14 protein-coding genes are annotated in these 22168 nt (G+C 50.2%); 2 read left to right on the top strand and 12 right to left on the bottom strand.

From position 1 onward, the window contains the following. Positions 1–9 precede the first annotated feature (9 nt). Together ACTQ1N_RS00070 and ACTQ1N_RS00065 are read left to right on the top strand one after the other, a co-directional pair. Entirely contained in the window at positions 10–474 is a 465-nt protein-coding gene (locus ACTQ1N_RS00070; RefSeq protein WP_441953413.1) for a hypothetical protein, read from the top strand. Then, complete coding sequence (locus ACTQ1N_RS00065) at positions 475–1104, top strand: SOS response-associated peptidase (RefSeq protein WP_441953411.1); 630 nt, start codon at positions 475–477, stop codon at positions 1102–1104. A gap of 61 nt (positions 1105–1165) precedes the next feature. Here ACTQ1N_RS00065 and ACTQ1N_RS00060 read toward each other — a convergent pair whose 3' ends face one another. The 12 genes from ACTQ1N_RS00060 to ACTQ1N_RS00005 all read right to left on the bottom strand — a co-directional run bounded on the left by ACTQ1N_RS00060 (position 1166) and on the right by ACTQ1N_RS00005 (position 21649). Continuing rightward, positions 1166–5968 carry an EAL domain-containing protein gene (locus ACTQ1N_RS00060; protein WP_441953409.1) on the bottom strand — a complete coding sequence of 1601 codons (4803 nt, stop codon included), beginning with the start codon at positions 5966–5968 and terminating at the stop codon, positions 1166–1168. 40 nt (positions 5969–6008) lie between these two features. Then, complete coding sequence (locus ACTQ1N_RS00055) at positions 6009–7526, bottom strand: AAA family ATPase (protein ID WP_441953407.1); 1518 nt, start codon at positions 7524–7526, stop codon at positions 6009–6011. Continuing rightward, positions 7523–8965: an MSCRAMM family protein gene (locus tag ACTQ1N_RS00050; protein ID WP_441953405.1), complete on the bottom strand. Its 1443-nt coding sequence runs from the start codon at positions 8963–8965 to the stop codon at positions 7523–7525. The genes ACTQ1N_RS00055 and ACTQ1N_RS00050 overlap by 4 nt, the downstream gene beginning before the upstream one ends. Beyond that, positions 8962–9963 (bottom strand): MotA/TolQ/ExbB proton channel family protein, encoded by a 1002-nt coding sequence (locus ACTQ1N_RS00045; protein ID WP_441953403.1) that lies wholly within the window; start codon positions 9961–9963, stop codon positions 8962–8964. Before ACTQ1N_RS00045 ends, ACTQ1N_RS00050 begins: the two co-directional genes overlap by 4 nt. Positions 9964–10659: 696 nt before the next feature. Continuing rightward, positions 10660–11115, bottom strand: a complete 456-nt coding sequence (locus ACTQ1N_RS00040; protein WP_441953817.1) for a GGDEF domain-containing protein — start codon at positions 11113–11115, stop codon at positions 10660–10662. 134 nt (positions 11116–11249) lie between these two features. Further along, positions 11250–12278, bottom strand: coding sequence for a hypothetical protein (locus tag ACTQ1N_RS00035; RefSeq protein WP_441953401.1), 1029 nt, complete (start codon positions 12276–12278; stop codon positions 11250–11252). 20 nt (positions 12279–12298) lie between these two features. Further along, entirely contained in the window at positions 12299–14185 is a 1887-nt protein-coding gene (locus tag ACTQ1N_RS00030; protein ID WP_441953399.1) for a glycoside hydrolase, read from the bottom strand. 39 nt (positions 14186–14224) lie between these two features. Further along, positions 14225–16063 (bottom strand): glycosyltransferase family 2 protein, encoded by a 1839-nt coding sequence (locus ACTQ1N_RS00025; RefSeq protein ID WP_441953397.1) that lies wholly within the window; start codon positions 16061–16063, stop codon positions 14225–14227. Continuing rightward, a complete protein-coding gene (locus tag ACTQ1N_RS00020) occupies positions 16060–19239 on the bottom strand; it encodes a polysaccharide deacetylase family protein (RefSeq protein ID WP_441953395.1) in 3180 nt (1059 codons plus the stop codon). The genes ACTQ1N_RS00025 and ACTQ1N_RS00020 overlap by 4 nt, the downstream gene beginning before the upstream one ends. Positions 19240–19276: 37 nt before the next feature. Further along, a complete protein-coding gene (locus ACTQ1N_RS00015) occupies positions 19277–20599 on the bottom strand; it encodes a nucleotide sugar dehydrogenase (RefSeq protein WP_441953393.1) in 1323 nt (440 codons plus the stop codon). Between the two features lie 354 nt (positions 20600–20953). Next, positions 20954–21295 (bottom strand): diguanylate cyclase domain-containing protein, encoded by a 342-nt coding sequence (locus ACTQ1N_RS00010; protein WP_441953391.1) that lies wholly within the window; start codon positions 21293–21295, stop codon positions 20954–20956. A 39-nt stretch (positions 21296–21334) separates the two neighbouring features. Then, positions 21335–21649 (bottom strand): type II toxin-antitoxin system RelB/DinJ family antitoxin, encoded by a 315-nt coding sequence (locus tag ACTQ1N_RS00005; protein WP_441953389.1) that lies wholly within the window; start codon positions 21647–21649, stop codon positions 21335–21337. Positions 21650–22168 lie beyond the last annotated feature (519 nt).

The raw sequence follows: 22168 nt of genomic DNA, 5'->3' as shown, positions 1-22168 counted from the left end.
GGAAATCCGATGATTACAATACCTTTAAATTGGAAGTATAAGAATGCGCACCTCAAAGGGCGCCCGCGTCATGAAAAATACAGCGACTTCTGGCGCAGGCATATTCCCATGGATCACACCCATCGGGCAAAGATTTTCACCGCATTCGATGCCCTGAAAGGATTTGATGAGGCCATCGAAGCAAAGGAAGTCCAGTATGTAATGCATAAGCTACGGCCAGAAGAACAAATAAATGATTTAATCCGCCGGCTTAAAATCGCATCCGAAGCGACCGTGCGTTACTTCGTTCCCTGCTCTGACCCGAATAATGATGCTTTTGAGGATGGCCTTGGAACCTATCAGACTGTGACCGGAACCGTATGGCGGGTTGATTCTGTAACCCAGACTTTGGAGATTGCAGACCAGATGATCTGTTTTGAAGATATAGATGATATTATCCTTCCCTATGCGGGAAGAATGGATGAGGTGAGTTAAATGTGTACCCGTTATTTCGTAGATCTGTCTCCGGAATTAAAACCATATATCGATGAAGCGAACCATTCTTCTCTTCGAGCGAAGATGGTGACCGTGCTCGGAAAACCCTTCAAGGATCAGGGTGAAATAAGGCCGACCGATATGGCCGCAGTCATCGCACCATCAGTCACAGGTGAGAAAAAATCCTTTCCCATGGTCTGGGGGTATCGGATTGAGGGAATCAACGGTCCTGTAGTTAACGCAAGGGTGGAAACAGCCAAAAACAAAAAGAATTTTGCTTCCGACTGGCAAAAACATCGCTGTATCATTCCTGCTTCTTACTACTTTGAGTGGAAGCATATCCCGACATCTTCCGGCAAAATGAAGACCGGCCAGAGGTATGCTATCCAGCCCAAAGGAGCTACAGTCACCTATCTCGCCGGGCTGTACCGAATTGAACAGTTCCGGGATCTCCATTACCCTGTCTTTACCATCTTGACCAAAGAACCGACGGAACAGTTGGCGAAGATCCACAATCGGATGCCGGTTATCCTGCCGGAAGAGAAAATAGATCTCTGGATACAACCAGACGCAGATCCGGAGACTGTCTTAAAGAGCGCCCTTACGGATATGATCTGTGAAACAAGCTGACGTTAAAGTACAGTCCCTGACACATCAGCCCTACCACAATGCCTTGCCGGAGCAAAAAATCTCACGCTTTCAATTTAGCGATAGCGTCCTCAATGCTAAGCCCCTGTTCATTGATTACAGATACGACTTCATCGATTCTCTGCCCATTCAGCTCATCTTCCAGCCTTCTGCGGAAGCTGTGTCCTTTATCCCGGTACATGTTAAAATCCGCCTTTGTCAGCAATGCGTCAAAATCAGACACTTTCCCACGAATCCATGCATATCCAATTGCCATACTAATACCATTGATGTTTGCGCTGTCCCGCATATTCTGGATCAGAAGAAGGATGTCGCGTTCCTCCAGATCTTCTGTCACAACGACGAACTCGTCTCCACCCGTTCGAAAGACGTAGTTCTCACCAGCGCATTCCATGAGAATCCGCGCGGTTTCACTGATCATCATATCGCCCGCGTGATGTCCTTCGGAATCATTGGTGTTCTTCAGCCCATTCAAATCTACCGAGATCACGCCAAGTACGCCATCCCCCTGCCATGCCTGGATCCGTCGCTCCAGTGCCCTGCGGTTTCCCGCACCGGTCAAAGGATCAATCGTGCTCTCTTTCTTCAGTGCTTGCAAAATATTCCGATTGCGAACCATCACCGCAATGAAATCGGTCAGTGTCGAATACGTAACGGTTCCGCTCCGAAAGCTTTCTTCAGACGGATTGATGACCAGCGTAAAGCCTTCCGTCTGGTTCTCCAGCAGCAGCTGACCAGAGATAAAACTGCGCACGCCGTGAATCCTCAGAGAAAAATCCGGATGTTCCTTCTGGAACACTTCCATATCTTTCACCATGACCATTCCCTTTGAGACAAACCGTATATACAGCTCCCGCAGTTCTGTTTTCGGAATACTTTGCAGCTCGTCCTTCAGCGGAACCACCCCAGATGCCGTCCATTCATAGGTTGCGCTGACCGTTTCGTCATCGCGTTCCTCAAATATCAGGAACCGCTCCGGGTGTATGTATTCCGCAATTCTTGTCATCGTCTTTTTCACTGCTTTTTCAGGATCCTTTTCCTCCATCCCGCTCGATATTGCGTCATTTGCGGTCATTTCCTGATAAAGCAGGTCACGATCCCCCGCCAGGGTATTGATGTATTCATTCACATCAAAGGCAACTGTCATCTTCAGCGTACGTCTCTCCCATAGGATCAAGAAAGAACGAACCATCAGCTTCTCTCCGGTCTTGTGATTCATACGGATCTCAGGCAATACGCTGTCCATCCGCAGCATCATATTTGGACAGTCCTGGCACGGCTCGTCAAAGTCTTCCAGAACCTTATAGCAATGGCAGCCCCTCAGACCGCTGTCAGCAGAAAATCCAAAATCCTGCCGGGCGGCCTTGTTCAGATAGACAAGCTCATACGTTTTCGGATCACTGATAATGACATATTCCGGAATACTGTCCAACACATCCCGTCTTACATAGATGCGATCTTCCGTGTATGGTTTTTCCCCATATACCGCTTTTTCAGCGCTGTTCATTCTGCGGATCAGAAGCTGAAGCATTTCATCAAGGCTCATCACCTCCGAACCATAGGCGGTTGCATGGGTCAGCAAAGGATTTGCCTGAATGCCCAGTTGTCTCCATAACAGAGGCAGGGTTCCAGAAACAGCCGCCAGCTTTTCCTCAACATTTTCCGCTGACTCTCTCTGGGTGAAACAGAGGAAACAGCAAAGCCCGATCCTGGCAATCGTCCAACCCGAAATAAATGTGGTTCGAATCGAGTCCGAAATCTTCCGGAGAATCTCTCGGGCATTATCACGACTGTCCTGCATCACATCTGCAAAGGCAGGAACATCGATCAGAAATCCGACATAGTCGTGTTTGTACAGACGATAATCATCCGCGAAAAGCAGGCCGGCCTCGATTGCGCCGCGGAAGCTTAAGAATCCTGTCTCCTGGTCGACAAGTCCGAGACGGGATTCCTCATCATTGTCTTTCCGTCCGGCTTCATCTACCATGACCAGCGTTCCAGCAATCTCTTTTTCAAGATACCAGGGCCTGCGTTCAACGCTCACTTCCCGGATTCTTCCGCCTACCAGAGCAAGCTCCTCTACCCGGTAAGAAGAATCTCCCGTCTGCTGCGGCTTTTTCTCGTTCAGTCGCAGCTCATCCGCGTTGAAATGACAACCAATCTCCTTCTCTGTTTTACCCGCGAACTCTGAGGCATCATGAACCCCTTCTACTTCCTGAAGACTCCTGCTTGCGCCGAGAATTCGTCCTTCTTTGTTCTCCCAGTAAAACAGATACGGCGAGGTTTCACAGAGCATGCGGAAAAGACTGCTTTCCGCCAGCGTCTCCGGTCTGGCCGTTCCAATTTCTGATAATCCAAAAGACTTGCAGAACTCAGGAAGAAGTGTGCCCCTGTCACTTTTTTTCTCCCAGACATTCTTTCGTTCACAGAGAAGGATATCCTTTGTTGCGCTTTTATATAGCAAAAGCGCCTCGAATACTTCCCACCGATATGTGCCATCCACGCCTTTGATACGAAGAATCTCCGCTGCAGAAGCTCCGTCTCCGCTTTTTGCCGTTGCTTCTACATTCTCCGGCCGGATAAAAGACAGAAAACGCTCTCTGTCATCCGGATAGACGAGATTTTCTGAAAAGAAGCGGATAAAAGCGTCAATTCCGTAGGGCGTCCGCTGTTCGAGCTCCGAATGTCTCGACCGCAGAGCCACCACTTCCTTCTTCCCGCGTTCCAGCAAGTAAAACCCGTCATAAAGCTGGAAGATATCGCGCAGCGTACGGTCCAACATCTTCGACTGCTGAATTGCCTCGTTGTTGCTTATGTTGTAGAGATGAGCTTCACCAACCCAGTACTGTTCATCTCCCGCAATCCAGCGGACACTGGTCCTCATATACTGCCCATAATCGGCATAAGTAATGGTTTCCGGAGCTTTTGAACGAAACGCCTTCCACATGAGCTGCTGAAATCTTCCTCGAAACGGATATCCTTGATCCATGAGGTTCGCATTGGCCTCTTCTCTGCCCTGTGTTCCGGCACTTCTCAATTCCCTCTTATAGGCATCATTTTCGATAAGGAGCGATACGTTCGTCCCGTCGAAGCTGAAAACCGCTGTCGGAGAATCCGAGATGATGTTGACACTTTCCGCGGCAGCCATCAAATGAGCCTCCTCCGGGGTCTCCAACTGGAGTCCCCTACTATAGATGAGGGAAATGGTATCATCATACTGCATGGGCTTTCCGTAGTAGTAGCCCTGGATCCGGCCGCAGCCGATTTTTTTCAGGAATGCGACCTGTTCCTTTGTTTCCACCCCTTCTGCCAGCGTCTGCACTCCCAGCATTCTGGCCATCATTACAACCGAAGTGATGATCTGACGGCTTCGGAAATCGAAATGACTGAAAAAACCCATATCGATCTTTATCACATCGAAGTGATAGTTGTGGAGTGAATTGAGCGAGGAGTATTCGCTTCCGAAATCGTCCATCCACACCTGATAGCCGGCCTGCTGGAACTTATGAACCGTATTCGGCATACTGATATGGTTCCGGAAAACCACGCGTTCGGTAATCTCGAAGTGAAGCACGGTTCTCGGGATCTTGTAACGCTTCACCATCATTTCAATGGTATCAAGCGGAGTGGCTACATCAAAATCATAAGACGAGAGATTCATCGAGATAGGAACCAGGGGCAGACCATTGTCCAGCCGATCCCGGGTCATCCGGCAGACCTGTTCCAGAACATACCGGTCAAGACGGTGAATCATCTGGGCCTCTTCCAGCACCGGGATAAAAACATTCGGGAAAATCATTCCCTTCTCCGGGTCTTCCCAGCGGGCCAGCGCTTCAAAGCCGCACAGTTTTTCCGTCAGCGTCCGGATGACCGGCTGGTAATGCACTTTGATATAGTGTTTTTCCAGTGCCTCGGTAAAATGCCGCAGAACGTAGGTCTTATTGGCAAGGGTCTCGCCCATCTCCGGGCGGTAAACAGCAACGCTGCTGTTTCCATCTGACTTGATGCTGTCACACGCGATCTTGGCCGAGTCAAATCCATGCCGCAGATCATCCATCGTGTCCTTCTCCGATGGCCTGTAGATACCTGCCTTCAGCTGGATTCCGTCGTCACCGATATAGAAATTCACCTCGTTGCAGACATATTCCAGCTTGGACTCCAGTTCCTCTGATGGCAGAAGCGCGGCAAAATAATCTGCTGTCATGTGGCCGACCAGGGCGCCCGGGAAGCATCCGGTAATGGTTTTGGCGACATTTTTCAGACAGAGATCTCCCTGATGCATGCCGTGCATACGGTTGTATTCCTTAAAATTGGTCAAATTAAAGCTGACCGGACACAAGGCCCGCACAGAAGGGAGCGTCAAACGCTTCCTGGCCTCAAGAAGCGCGGTCTTGAAGAAATCATGCATACCAAGCACACCGGTTTTATCCTTGACCTTCATATCGCTTGATATCTGCTCCGCTGAAAAAAGCAGAAGGACATACGTCAATCCGAATGACGTCTCCTTCAGAGTACCGGTTCCCTGTGCTCTCCGAAAATGGCCGTTTCTTGTCTGGTATTGAAACGAGAGAGGGATATGCTCTGGATTTCCACCGGCAGCCTCAGCAAGTGGCACGTAATCTTCCTCGGTCATCAGGTTCTGATACTTGGCCGAGCAAAACTTCAGAAAGGATTCTGCGTCCTCGCACTCATAGATAGACGCGACTTTTTGATTGGCAAAAACAATCCGCTCCGTTCCGTCCGCGAGTACAAAACAAACTCCGCCATCAATCAGAGCAAAATCCTGTTGGTAATGTGTCAGCGGGTGACGCTCCTCACCTGATCCATTCGTTATTCCTCTAGCCATGCGAACACCCCCTTGCTGCTTCCAGTCAAATTCTTCATTTTCACTTTTCCCCGTTGTCCTGCTGACTGTTGTCCTTGTGCCAGAAGGTTTTCTTTTTCTTCTCGACGCTTGCCATTTTTTCCCGATACACTGACTCCGATTCCGACACCGAGAAAGCAGGCTGCAGCGCTCTGCCATAGAGCTGGTTGTAAAGCGGGCTCTTCTTATCCGTGCGGTTCACGATGCACCCGAGTATATGAATGCCGACCCTCTCCAGGTTCCGGAGATTTGTTTCAATATTCTTCCGGTTTGTGGCATTCTGCCGGATGACATAAACCGCCTGATCTGTCAGGCCGGACAATGACAGCACATCCGACACCATGTTCACCGGCGACGCATCGATCACAATGTAGTCGTACAGGTCCTCCACCTCACGAATCTTGTGAAAAATGTAATCATTCAGCTTCAGCGGCGCATCCTCTACCCTGCAGGGCAGAAGATCCAGATACGATGTCAGAGGAATGACCGCATCCCGCACTGTGACCTCATTTGCATAGACCGCATTCAGCGTATTGCGGTGATGCACCTCCTTCATGAAAAGCCTACCGGCCTCCGGACTGCTGAGACACATATCCACAAGCAGCACCCGGGGATTAAAATAGGACAGCTGGATTGCCAGATTTGCAGCAACCGTTGTCTTGCCCTCTTCTTCAAAAGAGGACGTCACAAAGAAGCACTTCCTGCCCTCTGCCTTCAGCTTATAGGCGATAAGATGCGCCAGAAAAGACATGCTCTGCTGAAATTCTGCGTCAAAAAAATTCTGATCATCCAGGATCAGCCGGCTGTACATATCCGGCTGCATTTTGGCACAGGGCACCTCGCCCAGAAGCTCCTCGTGAAGATATTCCTGTACGTCCGTCGGATTCACTACCTTCGGATCCGTCAGCACCCGGAAAATAATGATCATAACGCCCAGCAGCGCTCCCAGAAGCGTCATCAGCACGACAGACTGCGCCCGGAAGCTGCCCTGTGAAGACGTAATCCTCGCGTCATCAATTACAGAAATATCCCCAACCTTCATAGAGTCGTTTAAGGTCTTGGACGCGCGGCGAATGATTTCATTCAGGATATCAACCCCTTCCGGACCATTGTCCCAGTTGAGAGTGGCCTCCAGGATCGGCGTCTGCCCGTACTGCTTGACCGTAAGGCACTTCTGCACCTCCTGCGGATCCACATTGACAAGGCCCAGCTTGTCAATAACCTGGCTGATCACATCCTCACTTTCCATCACGTAGATCGCTGATTCTGCAATATCCGGACTGATCCGGACCTCGTCCGGATCCGGCGCGGTGCCGCCATTATAGAACGTTCCGTCCGTCTGGCTTGCCACAACGGATACCGATGCCGTAATGACATTCTGCTTCTGTATATAGCTGATCCCCTTCAGCAGAAGTCCAATGGCCAGGCCCAGAAACGCAAGGCCCAGAATCAATTTTCTGCCTTTTATTACCGAATAAAGGATATCCAAAAGATCAATTGTGTTTTGATCATCGCCGGGATGTCGTTTCTCATTATTCATCGTCTGTCCATACCATCCACTCTTCTGTCTTTGTGCTTCTTCTTTCTGCGCCTTGCCGACCGGTATAACAGAACTGCCGCAATCAGCAGCGCCCCGATTCCGGCAAACAGCAGGACAATCGGCGGAAACGGCAGATTCTGCCATACAATTTCAGTCCAGGTCTTCTTCACCGCCGCATTTTCAACGGCGAACGCCGCACTGGTTTTGCCATTGATATGGCCATTGCCGTCCACCGTAAAGCTGACCGGATCTTCGGCCGGAAGATACCCGTCCGGCGCAGTCGTCTCCGTAAGCTGATATGCTGTATTTTTTGCAAGCGGGCTGATCTCAATTTTGCCCTGCTCATCGGTCTGATACGTATCAATCTCACTTCCTGAGGAATCTGAAAGCGTAAAGACGGCACCGGCCAGCGGTGTTCCCTGTCCCTGTTTCGTGAGTGTCAGCGTGACTCTGGTTTTGGCCGCCTTCAGCTCCACCTGCTGCGGCTGCTCCGGCGTGCTTTCCTTGACGGTAACGAGGCTTGTGCTGTCCGGAAGCGCATACGCATCCGAGACCGTCGTCTGCCGGATCTGATAATTTCCCAGATACAGCGGATCGCTTGTCGCATTCCCCTGCGCGTCTGTGACTAGCTCCGCGCAGACATCCCCGGACTTCACCCTGGACGCATCAAGATCCTCCGCCGCAATCACCTGAAAGCTCACGCCTGCCACAGGATCTCCCGTATCCTCGTCGGTCAGATGCAGCTGCAGAACGCCTGTCGCCTCTCCAAGCTCCACATTGACTACAATGGGATCCGACCAGTCATGTCCCTCCTCGACCTGAAACGGAATATCCGCGCTGAGACCGTAGCCCTTGGCCGCGGTCAGCTCATGCAGAAAATAGCTACCCGCGGAGAGCTTTTCCGGCAGATAAAAGCTCCCGTCCTGCTCCGTCTCGAACTGCTCATAGCTGACAAGCTCCGGATAATAGGTATGCAGCACCATCTCCCGGCTATCGGAAGTATAGAGAGCAAAACGGACCCCGGCTTCCTGGACCACTTCTCCGGAATCCTGATCCACAATCTTCACCTGAACCGCCGACGTGTTCCCGGGCCCGGCCTCTTCGGTCTGCTGACCGCCTCCAGAATTCTGACCGCCTCCTCCGGACGCGCTCTGCCCGTTCCCTCCGGCATTCTCATTACCATTCCATCCATTCCCGTCCCTTGTCTTTGAATTATCCGCATGGTACGGACCAACATCTGATTGCCCCGAATCGGCCGTCACGCTGGAGGACGTGTCAGCCGCGCGGTCGCCGTCATGCCAGGAGGAAAACGCCGCGATCGATGCCAGCAGGATAAAGATAAGCAGCGTACAGGAAACCACATCCGCCATGGACTGCCAGTAATGAACCGGCCGTTCCTCACGCCTGTCGCGGTCTGATTTGCGGTCTGATTTCCTCATAACAGTTCTCCCTCTTCCGGACCGGCTGGCTGCTCCGTCTGCTGCGGAGATTCCGACGGCCCATGAGACTCGTTTTTATCCGATTTCTCTCCATGGACAGTGGCATCCGAAGCAGAAAAATCCGCTGAAGCTCTTTCCGAAACAGAAGAATCCGCTGAAGCACTCTCCGAAACAGGAGAATTCGCTGAAGCACTCTCTGAAAAATTCCCAGATTCTTTCCCGCCATCCCTGCTGCGTGCCTCAAGGATTTCCACAATCCGATCCAGGCGCATGGCAAGCCCGCGCTGATGCCGAAGCTGCTGCTCCCGAAGCAGAACCTCCGAGCTCTGCACCACATTTCTGTGAAATGCGGCATAGAACCGGTCGAGCTCGGCTTCCAGTCTGCCCCAGAGACGGCTGTAAAAAATCGTAAAGATAATGGAGAAAATGACGCCGGCGACCGACGTGTAGAACGCAGTCCGCACACCGGAGAGCAGGGTTTGTATGCTCTCGATGGTGCTGGTCTCCGAGCTGAATCCGAGACTCCGAAGGCCGACCAGAAGGCCCAGAAAAGTACCGAGAATACCCAGTCCGGTCAGCGTTCCCGGAACCTGCTGCATAACCCCTCGCTGCGTATGATGATAAAAAAGGGAATCATTCAGATAATCCTCCACGTCCTCCGTAGGGATCTCCCCCTTCCGGTACGCCTCATCCACCTGTATGCAGTACTCCCGGAAAACATCGTCCATGTCCTGCCTGCCAAAAAAGGTATCCATTTTCCGGATAACAACCCAGATATTCTGCGCGTCCACCTTTGCCGCCTTCTCCATATTGCGCTGAGAAAGCCGCAGCCCGCGCAGATACTGCATCACCGGAAACAGCCCTATGATGTATGCCGTAAGAAGCAGCACACACATCACCACAATGATTCCCGTCGTAAGCAGATCCGGCGAATACATCAGCAGTACTGCCGCGCTGATCGCCAGTAAAAGCGTACCTGTTATTCCTTCTCTATCCATCACATCTCCTCTGACACACTCATGTGTACTTCTCATAGACACACCCCTGGGTGCCCTCTGCTGACACACTCCCGGGCGCTCCCCGCCGACACACCTCTGGGTACTCTCCGCTGACACACCCTGGGCGCTCTCCGCTCATTCATATCTGCATGCATGAAGAAGCCCTCCAGACAGCTCCGGAGGGCCATTAAAGTGATTAAATTAAATACAATATTTCCCTGCTTTTTCCATTCAACGACAGCAGCGTCATCTTCTGTTGTATAAGGTTCGACTGTAGCTTTTTCAAAATATTGTCTTCTGCGTCATCTCTACAGCAGATTAATTATATCGTAACGCTATTACCCGACAATAGTCAATCATCAAATTATTCATAGCCAAATTCAGATGATTGATCTTATTTGTCCCTCGCATTGGAGCGTATCCGGAGATTGTACCGACTTGTCAAGGTCTGACAGCTGTAAGGAATATGGATTAACATTGAGATGGGAAACTGGCAGTATAGATTTGAGATATAAATCAGAATTCTTACGATTAAAAAGGCGCACGACTGAACAGGGTACGGCTGAACGGAGCATGGCTGAACAGAGCACAGCTGAACATAGCAGGGCTGAACAGCACACATGATATGTGAAAACCTTTGAAGCCAACGCCTGCCGTCCATCTGTTCATAGATTCGCAAGGTTTCCGGATCACGAATCACCTCTCCGTGAAGTCCGTCACAATCTGATTGCCAACGATCTTTTTTGCCTCATACATATACCGATCCGCGCGGTCGACCAGTGACCGTATGGTGTCATCGTCCCGGACAACGGTAATGCCGATGGCGGTCTGACAGGAAATTTTCCTGCCCCGGACCTCGATTTCACATTTCTCTGCCGCCGTTTTCAGGCGAATCGCCGCACTTTTAATGTCCTCCGGCTGTTTCAGCTGCAGAAGGCCGACAAACTCGTCACCGCCCCATCGGCAGAAACGGTCCGCCTTACGGCTGTTTCTGCGCAGCATCAGACCGATCTCCTTGAGCATCTTGTCTCCTGTTTCATGGCCATGGGTATTATTGATTTCATGCAGATAATCCACATCTGCAAAGAGCACGGCAAATGGATTCCCTGTGCGTTTAAACTTTTCCATTTCCTCCTGCAGACACGCTTCCATATACTTCGTACGCGCCATAATTCTTTACGGACGGAGCGACATCCGGCATAAGCCGCATTTCTATTAACGTAAAATTTGAGGTTTCAGTGTTATGAATCAGAAACCTGGCACAGGCGCGGAATTAGGTCCATCGGTTAAATACGCCAAAGGCTGACAGAGATCTTTTTCCCCGCTGCTGTCTGGAGCACCTTCGTCCATCGCACGAGGGTCTGCTCATCTGCATACCACACCGTATGCGACCCATATTGAAAATAGAGGGCTCCGCTTTTCCTATCTCTTACCGATTCTTTTCCATACCGGAGAAGCAGTTTTTCCGCATCGTCATATGTGACGGACTTCGCATCACCTGATCCGTCAAAATCAAATCCTCCGTTCGCCAGTGCATACGAAATATGTTTTAGTCGGGCAAATTTTTTGACCATTTTCTTCAGAAATTCCGTATCTGCCTTCGGACCTGGTTCTGACCCGGCTCCATGGAGATTATAACACATCACAACATACTCCGGCTCCTGAGGAAGCCGGATGTCCTCAACAGGTGTAGATGGCTCCAGGACAATCCTCAGCCTCAGCCCCTTCTCCTGACACAACCTGTAAAGCTGTTCTTCAAAGCGGATAAACTGGTTCCAAAGATTCAGATCACTCCGTATCTTTTCAAAATCCACCTCTACTCCGTCATAATGATATTCCTCCGCCATCTGCACAATAGCAGAGGCCGTTTTTTCACAGGAAGTCTCATCATCAAGCAGCATTGCCGTCAGATCCAGGTTTTTCTGTTCGCTTTCCGTATCATTGACGACTGTAAGGTATCGGAGTATCTCTCCGGTTTTCTCCGAATGGGACAGCCTCACACTTAACTGCCGGGTCTCTTCCGGAAGCGTCAGCTCACCATCCTCCGTATAATAGGCAGCAAAAGTTCCAACCGATGAAATTGAATCCGCATCCGAGTAGATCGTGCGGAATGCGCGTTTTGCATCCCAGTAAGCTGTCCATACAAAAACATCCGCCCCCTCACTGTTCATCGCAGAGATTTCCGTATGGTCATAAGAAAGAGACTCCGCGTTTTTTTCAAAACTCCCGCTTTCTCCATGCCGGCACGCCGACAAGAACAGACACACAGCCAGAAGAAAGGGGATGCTGATACTGTGACGGCTCAGATACTTCATATTCTCTCCTCGTGTAAGGATCAGAGATTTTCTATGAACCAGTCTACGACATGGTTCCAAAATTCAGAAGACGCTTCGGTGAAGGCACTCCATCCGTGCAGCGAGTTGTCAAAGTATGTCTTTTTACCATCAGCTGATGTGATCTTCAGATGACGGAACGCTGCATCAAAAACATCATCCGCGATATTCCGCTGGCTCTTTCCGAAACCACCGAAAGCGCTTTTCAGCGTGATGCCACCGGCAGGAAGGTCGTGAATCCTGAGATTGTCAGCAACCACAATTCCATCTACCAGAAGGCGGAGAGAAGATCCGCTCAGCGTCAGATCAATCTTCACATGGCCTGGATCAGAGATCTGAATCTCCGGAATGTATTCTTCTGCACCATCAGCCACGCTTCTGACGTGTTTTTTCGATTCCTGGAAAGCCTTCAGCCCATACAGGCCGGCAATGGTGTTGTCGGTTGCAAACTTCCCCCGGACCTTCAGCTCGGCAACGAGCGCCTTTTGGCTGTCCTCCTCTACAGACACCGGATTTGTATCGTGAAGCTCAAACAAATCTTTCTTCAGAAGAGTTTGTTCCCTCTCTGACACCGTTTCCCTGACGTACAGAACATTATTTTCCACAGAAACAGTCAGTGCGTTTTGGAATCCCTTTTCCGCGTTTCCCTTCGTTCGCAGACAGATGAATTGCCCACCGATCTTGTTGCCTTCCAGCTCACACGTCAGATGAAGATTCTTCACCAATGTATCCTTCAGGGAAACAATTCCCGTCGATTTCGACTGGGATGTCAGCGCAATCACGTCCTTTCGGAATTCGACGGCGCCTTTTTCAAGAGACCATTTCCGGTACTCCTTTTCATTCCCCCGGACGAACCGTATCCCATTTTTCTCTTTCTCCGGAAGATCGTCGCGTATGCGCATCAGAAGATGGTTGGTGTACCACCATGCCTGGGGCTCAAGCCGTGTCAGGTCGAAGACAGACGATTTCCGGTTATTATAGGAATATCCTTCCCGATTGACGTTGAGCAGGAACATGCCCTCCAGGTTTTCCGCATTCGCGTCAGAGACATTCGCATTATCCCCGTAGCGGCTTGTGTTGGAATGCATGATGCAGTACAAATCAGGCAGCTTCCCCAGTCGCTTCGTATAGATCTGTTCCATCAAATCATAGTCCCGGGTGATACGGTCTGACATCTCTGCAGTGCTTTCAGTCGGGATGCCATGCTTGTCCCGGATATAATCCATCAGATAATGATTGTAATTCCTGTCTATATACTGGTTGACTTCCACGAATTCCCTGGAATCCATCTGCCCGATGAATCGATTGTACCGATCGAAAACATTGATATAGGACAGACGGTATCCATTCGTTCCGAGTTCCCAGAAGCCCTCTTTTTCAAGCTTTTTTAGATCCTCCGGGGATACGAACTTCTGGTCGTTCCGTTCAAACTTCTCTGCATAAGTCAGAATAGATGCCTTATAGTTCAGCTTTTCCAGCAGCTTCTCCGTGAACAGCACAGTATCCTTTCTGCCATCTTCAAACATGAGAAACAGGGACTTTTCAGGCAGCTTCTTCCCTTCGTAATAGTAATCTTCGAGATCTTTCTGGGTAACTGTAACATAACCAAGCTTCTTCAGAACGGTCAATTCTTCTGTCAGCCGTCTGAGCGAAATCAGCGTGTCCGTCCCATCCCGGTCCACGCCAAAGTATGACAGGGCAATAAAGCCCGGATCATCCGTGTCTGTCTCCATGTTCTTCTGTGTCTGGTACGGCTGATATTTCTTTGTCACGAGCAGAGCCCGCAGTACCAGGACAGTAACCAATGCAATCACAATATATTCTAGGATTGTCCGGATCAGCTTGATCCTGTCTTTTTTCGTCTGGATTGTATATCTATGCGGAACCATATGCCTTTTGATCCCTTCTCTGCCTTTCCCGCTCGTCTGTCACACGCCAGCACCCTTGGTGCCTCGTTTTTTTCGCTTTTCCTTTCTGCTGTTCTCTGCCTTCACATCACTTGGCGTCATACGCGTTCCCCACGTGGACTTCCAGAACGTAAACCAGGCGATCGGCATCTGCCACAGAAGGATCAGCTCATAATAAACACAGAACCAGAATCCGAACAGCCAGGTTCTGCTCTTTCGAAGCAGAAGCTGTGTGACAGACATCATCAGCGACATGAGAAGCAGTCCGACCAGGAATGTCTTCGGGAAAATGTGCTGTGTGAACGGGACATAGAGCAGATTATAAACCACGACGACTGGAGCCAGGATGGGAACGATGATGCCGATGTAAAAGTTGACCGCCGCAAATGGCTCTTTCCTCCACATAAACTTCCCGGCCATCAGAGATTCCCTCAGCCAGGACCGTTTCCATCGCATCTGCTGCCTGAGGAAAACCTTGTGGTGTTTTGGCACAATCGTTGAGCAGACCGCTGTATCCTGATAGGAACAGCGATGGTGGCTCAGGACAAAATTTGTCATCGCCCTGTCATCCCCGAAGGTCGCCTTATGCCCCAGGAACTTCTGATTGATCCAGGCATCCTTGTACTTCATCACAATCTCCCGTCGATAACAGGACAAAGGCCCGCTGAGGCAAGTAACTGCATCGAAGATTCCCTCCGCCGCTTTCATGATACGGAATGCGATGTAATAGCGGACCGACTGCATCTTTGTAAGTGAATTCGTGTAGGTATTGGCAACATCACACCTTCCGGCGCAGCCTCCCATCTTCGGATCCCTGAACGGCTGCACCAGATTCCGGACCGCATACGGATCAAGGAAAGAGTCTGAGTCGACAAACATCACCAGATCCGTATCCGTATTCTCCACACCCCTGACAAGAGCTGCCCGCTTTCCGGCATTTTTCTCCTGCACGAAGTATTTCAAACGGCCTCTGACATGATAACGGGCATCTTCTTTTTCTGTCAGTTCATCGATGATCTCCCTGATCTTATCGACAGAATGATCGGTTGAACAGTCGTCCACCACAATGACCTTCAGCTTTTCAGCCGGATAGCTCTGGTCAAAGCACGACAGAATGGTCGTCTGGATCCATTCTTCCTCATTGAAGCATGGGATGATCACCGTCACCGAAGGCGTAAAATCCGGGTTGATCGGCACAGGCCGGTAAAACGCCCCAAACAGATACCGCGTCAGAAGGAACATCGCCGCGATGATCGAGTATGAATAGAGAACAGCATTGTATTTGAAATAGATGACAGACTCCGCTCTCATCAGGACGATGCAAAGGCTGATAAACGCCAGACAGACTGCCGACATGAGCAGCAGATACCGGTCTTTACGGCGGCGCATGTACGCCATCAGGTCTTCTGTGAATTCAAACGCAACCTCTCTTTCGTCTTCTCTGGAGCGCACGACCTTCCCAGTCATCCGGTATCGATTCTCATGTCCTTCCGGCATCACCCCTTCCGGGATCCTGAAGGTGAGTCTGACGCTGTCCATCTGCCGGACCTGTTCAAATATCTGTGCATCCTCAAACCGGGCAAGAATGCCAGTATCCGAGATATTGACGCTTGTCCCTCCCAGAAAGTGACGGTTCCTTTCCCCGTATTTTTCGATTCTGACCGGAAAACTGCCGCGATAACGCATTCCCAGCTTGCGCTCCCGCGCCATGGAGGACAGGTCTCCCTCCTCATCGTCCTTTTTCCCTCTTCGGTCAAATGAAGACCGTTCGCCTGTCGGATCCGGAATATAGGAAAGCAGCCTTCTGTCTTTTTCCCGATTCAGAAGAATATCCTGATCCGCCTCATTCTTCCGTTTCATTTTGTCTCTCTCCGCTGCGTATACTGGTCTGTATACTGGTCTACTCTGGCAAATGAGTACCCCTCTGCCTTCCAGATCGGAATCATTTCATCCAGAACCTGTGCGGTATATTTCGCATTTTCTACCATATGCATGACGATGACGCTTCCGTTTTTCACTTTGAATCCATCCTCATCGGAAGGAGACCCGTTTTTCATCTCGTCCAGATACTGATCAAAATTTTCCTTCTCATAATCGTTCGTCGAGACATCTCCCGATATGATATGGCTGAAACCCACATCATAAACCTCATACATTCCAGCGCGGCTGATTTCCAGCGTTGGCGGCCGGAAGTCCAGCGACAACGCTTTTCTTTCATCTACGCGGACATCTCCGATATACTTGAAAAGCTTCTGGTAGGACTTCACCAGATCCTTTCTCATGGCGGCAGACTCGGCCTTCGTCAGCGAAAAATATTCCGTATGGTCTGTGTTGGCGTCCGCAAGCGGCTTGTGAGTATCCGAGTGGCTGGCCACCTCGTGCCCGTCCATCGCAATCGCCCGCAGCAGGTTCGGATTCGCGTCAACATGCTGCGTCAGTACGAAGAACGTCGCCTTGACATGGTATTTGTCCAGCACATACAAAATTTTGTTAACCGACTCATCGGTTCCCCAGTCATCAAACGAAAGGAAAAGCACTTTGTCGTTCGTCAGCCTTCCGTCTTTATCCAGTTTCCGGATTTCGTTCTTCGAGAAGCCCGGCAGTTTCTCTTTGGTCGTCACAAAATTGCTGCCTACATATCTGGCCTGCATATAGTCGAACTGTTCTCTGTGATTTGACAGATTGGTCAGGACATCCCGGGTCATTGTGATCTCCTTCTGCGTCTGGTCAGCCAGCCGGTAAACCAGGCGGGAATGCATCAGTGCACTGATCGTTTTGAGTCCGTATGCGCTCTCCTTTTCAATCTTTCCGGATCGGTGGGAGCGGAAGGCAATGCTGTCCAGATGCTCCGTGAGCATTGCATCCACCATATCCCCGGCAACGGTGCTGTCCCCGACTCTTTTCCTTCTGTCCTGGTTATAATACCCGATATTAAAATAGACAATTCCTCCGCGCATAAACCGGGCCGATTTCAAACCGACGACAGCCTTCTGAAGGTACTCCGGTGTCAGATCCTGTGTTCCTTCCTGACAGACCTCTATGGAAGATCCAACGGCCGTCAATCCGAAGGCCTGAATAGCCTCCCGTACCGGTTTGCCGGCATTATTTTTGGAGAGGTACACCACTTTCGGAGAATAATCGAACCGCCACTTCATGTAAGCCTGCACGTCATGGAGATAATTCACACAGCCATCAAAGTCGGCAGGATAGTTGCTGTCCGGCACATAGGTAACACCAATCTCCTCGCCCGTCGCGATTAGTTTTTCGATGGTTGAACCATAGGTCCGAAGCTCGTCAAAGTCGGCAAAATAGGTCCCCTTGAAATTCCTTTTTTTCAGCCGCTCTGCTGTATCAAGAGTCGCCGCTTCCGAGCTCAGGTTGCCAAACGTGAAGGCAAGTGCTTTTTCTGTTGTGGAAACATATCTGAGATACGCAGACTTCCGGCCACCGTTTTCTTTCCTGAGTGCTTCTGCCTCCCCGTCAGCCATAGCCGGAATTGTCCCGTTTGCCGCAATGGCCTTGACGATGCTGCAGACCTTGATATCCGCCTTCTGCGAACGATTCAGAAGCTTTTCAATCGCGGAAAGATCATCCGTCCCGCAGAGGTAGTAGGATCCTGCGGAAAACTCCGGCGGGGTCTGCGGAAGCACCGGACACAGGCCTGCGGAAAAACAGGCTCTCCTGACCGCTTTCAGATTCTCCTTGCCTGCCAGGCAGACGCTGGCTTCCTGTCCGAGCGCTGCAAGCTTTTCTTTTTCCGCCAGCAGGTACTGCAGAAGGGCATCTGCACCGGTCAAATCTTCGTCCGTTGTCATCATGGACTTCAGAGAGGCGGTCTCACCGGTACCAGTAACATCTGCATGCCCATTAATCTGGACATCATATCCATCGGCTATGATCTGCCTGATCAGCGCGTCCGGAACGGAAGCATCCACAAAGAACGTTGCTGCTGCCCGGTATTTTTTCAGCAGCCTGTGAACCTTCTCATACGCATCAAGACTCTCAGGATCAGGGATACACAGTGCGACAAGCGGCTGGTCTGTCAGCGAATACCGGTAGACAATCGCCTGATTGTCCTCCTCTTTCAGCGCAGCTGATGCATATTCTCCCGGCCGCTCTGTCTTCATACTGCCAAGGGATACAAGATCGATACCACTGTCCTTTATAAGCGCAGACAATAACCAGCCGGTGATATCCCCGATATCCGGGAGCTGATCCTGCTCCGTGCCCTCCGTCGTATCCGAAAGATCAGCCTGTTTGTCAATGGCAGGTAGGGCTGCCGTGACAGCCGGTTCCTGATGGACGTTATCAACCGAACCATCCAGTCTGATCGCCAGGATCTGTTTTCCCGTAATATTGGACACATATGACTGCGCATCCGCTTCTGTAAGAAAGGATCGAGAATCAATCTGGTTCTGATCCTCTACCGCAACCATCTCCTGATAGCCTGCTGTCCCTGCCGCCTTCAGGACTGCAGTACTATACACCGTTCCGGGACAGCAGAGTCTTCTTACGTTCCCAGCACTCTCCGCATCCAGAATCTCCTTAGACAAGGAAAACGCATCGAGCAGCTTCTTCGATGATGTCTTTTCCAAACCGGCCTTCCCGTCTAGCCCATTACTGAGGATCTCGATATTGGCCTTCCGAAGACGGGAGACTAACCCGTCATTCTCGCGGGCATGAACAGCCGGGATTGCAAACGAAGCCGGAATTCTGTCCTTTTTGATGAGCTTCAGGACTTCCTCATTGACCGTCTCACTCTCATTAACCCCAACAAAGACAATCGCAACCTCCCGGCACTGGTTGTCCGTCGTGCTGACGATCACATCCGCCGGAGTGCTTTGGCTGAAACGGACATCAGAATTGGCATCCTCTTCACTGCTGACTTCGCTGATGGTACCGTCCACCCTCACATTAACCTTTTTGCTGAGTCGGTACACCCGGATCAGGCGAACAGCAGATATCAGAATCAGTCCCAGGGCAACAGCAAGGACAATACCCAGAACAGCCATCCCGGTGCCGGATCTTTTTTTCATGTCTGTATTCCCTTCCGTATCGGTCATCACGCTTTGATTAGAGTCTCCAGTAAGTATATCCCATTGCGGACACCTCCCTGATCTGGAAAATTCCCTTTACATCCGCAAGGATCCGTTCATTTTTCGGCAGCTTCTGATCAAACAATCTGTCCACATCCTGCATGGTCATCGAGCGGTACTGCTGATGCGAAACCGCGAAAATCACACAGTCCAGATTTAATAAAGCCGCAAACGGCTGGAGTTCAATGCCATAGACCTCCTTTGCTTCTTCCGGGTCCGCGACCGGATCCGAAAACTGCGGATGAATTCCGAATTCTCTGAGCCTTCTGGCAATATCCAGTACTTTTGTGTTCCGGATATCCGGACAGTCCTCCTTGAATGTAATGCCTAAAATGGCAACTCTGGCATCCCGGACGACCTTCCCGGACAGTGAAATTTTTTTCAGTACACAGTTTCCGATAAAGTCGCCGACTCCATTGTTGATGCGCCTCCCGGCTGTTACAATCTGCGAATGATAGCCCAGCATCTCGGCTTCATATGCAATATAATAGGGATCCACCCCGATGCAGTGTCCGCCGACCAGTCCCGGCCTGAAGCCCAGCGCATTCCACTTTGTGTTCATCCCATCCACAACTTCATTGGTATCAACGCCCATGCGGTCGAACAACATTGCCATCTCGTTGATAAAGGCAATGTTGATATCCCGCTGACTGTTTTCGGTCACCTTGATGGCTTCTGCTGTCTTGATGGAAGAAACCGGATAGGTTCCCGCCTCGATAATCAGATCATATACAGACTTGACCTCTTCCGTCGCCGTTTTGTCCGTTCCGGAGACAACCTTCGTGACGTTGAACAACCGATGCTTCCGGTCACCCGGATTGATCCGTTCCGGTGAATAGCCGACCTTGAAATCCAATCCGCACTTCATACCGCTCTCTCTTTCGAGAATCGGGATACAGATTTCCTCCGTCACCCCTGGATAGACCGTCGATTCGTAAACCACAACAGCGCCCTTCTTCAAGTGTCGCCCCACAGTCTTCGAGGCGCTTCTGACGGGCCCAAGATCCGGCGTATTATCCCTGTGAACAGGTGTTGGAACTGCAATGATGACAAAATCCGCCTCATGGATCAACGATTCATCGTCTGTAAAACAAACCGTACTGTGAGACAATTCTTCTGATCCAACCTCATGGGTATGGTCAATTCCCCTGCTGTACTGATCAATACGGCTGCTGTTAATATCAAATCCGATGACATCCACCTTTTTCGCAAATTCCACCGCCAGTGGCATTCCGACATATCCAAGACCCACCACACACAGCTTTGACTTTCTCTTCAAAAGTTTTTCCCTGATTAACATTCCGATTCTCCTATCATCTGCATAATCATACGCTCAAACTCTCCCATCGGCTGTGATTTTCTGGTCAACTTTCTCTCCGTAAAGAATGCCAACAATACAATCATCCATCGCAACCCTCAGGCCATTCGTTCTGGCAATGGTTTTCACTGCTTTAAAAGGAGGAGCCGGACCGGGCAGGCACTTCTGTTGCTCATCTTATGCAAATGACCTTTCTTCTGCTGACACAGTACATTCTCCAGAATTTATTATAACCGATTTGCCATCAAACTTCTTAATCCTGCAGGTTACAAATTCATGCCTCCAAATCACCATATCTGCCGCGTGTCAAAATCATGCTATAGATCGTGTCAATTATCATTTCTCCGGGTTTCCGCAGGCAAGACCCGCCCACAGTTTCTGCAGACTCCTTATATAGATTTCTCTGCTGGAATTATGCTGGTTCATTCCTGTTACCTGAACCTGGGCTGTCAGAGCACATTGCCATTTTCCAACTTTGCGGAGCCGGCTGATGGCTTCTTCAATTCCGGAACGAATCTGATCCATATGCTGCTGATCCGCATCCTGCACCAGAATCGTGAAATAGCTGCCAGTCAGTCTGCCGACGGTGCAATCCTTCCCAAAAATGCCGCGCAGCCTATGACCGATCGATTGCAGCAGCTTTCTTGTATCTTTTTGTTGTCTGCTTAAGGGGCTCATCACCTCTCTGAAAAAAGGCATGAAAAAACCAGAGCACCACTATCTGGTGATGTTCTGGTCTATTGGAAAACTCTTTCGAACATCCTCTACAGACGAAACTTCTCCTTTATCCGCTTGACGAAGGCCTTCTGCCATTCTCACATCAAATTCCTCGCGAGTCATCTCGCTCAGTGCCTTGGGAGCCTGCACATTCTTTGATGGTTGAAATGGAAGGCCATTGTCCGTGATAATCTGTCTATAGAACATGTTGATCGCTACGGAAGATGGGATACCCATACCTTTTAGGATAGTTTCCGCCTTTTCTTTGACTTCTGGTTCTACCCTTGCAATGACATTTGCCGTTCTTGCCGCCATACAATCAACCTCCTTACATTCTTTCTATAAGGAAAATAGCATATCGTATATCGTTTCGCAATCGTTTTGAATACATTTGTCAGAAGTTTCTATGAGACAATGGTTCCATCCAATGAGAATGGCTGAGTTGTAATCCGAGACGCCAGTTTGTAAGGCGAGATGCTTGTTTGTAAATTGAAAACTGCATATTTGTAAACGAAACGCCAGTTTTGTACACCAGATGCCAGATTTGTAAGTGAGATGCTGCGTTTGTACACGAGATGCAGCCTGTTCAAGGCCTTTCTTTTCGTGTATGATGACCTTGACAGGCACGCCAAAAGGAGGTCGACTCCCTCTCGATTTTTTTGTAATCGGAGAATCCACCCCTGCTTTGGTTGGTATGGTTTTGTGGTGTTGGCGGCTCTGTCGCTAATTATTTTTTGAGAAGAGAGGGCTTCAGTAAGATGTCTTCAGTGGCAACTGGAGTGCACCCCAGAAGCCTTAACACCTCTTCTCCGTAGTGAAAGCTGAACGTTTCGT

The organism is Porcincola sp. LCP21S3_C12, from assembly GCF_052118625.1.
GTDB lineage: Bacteria > Bacillota > Clostridia > Lachnospirales > Lachnospiraceae > Porcincola.
This window is presented reverse-complemented; position numbering and strand designations above follow the sequence as displayed.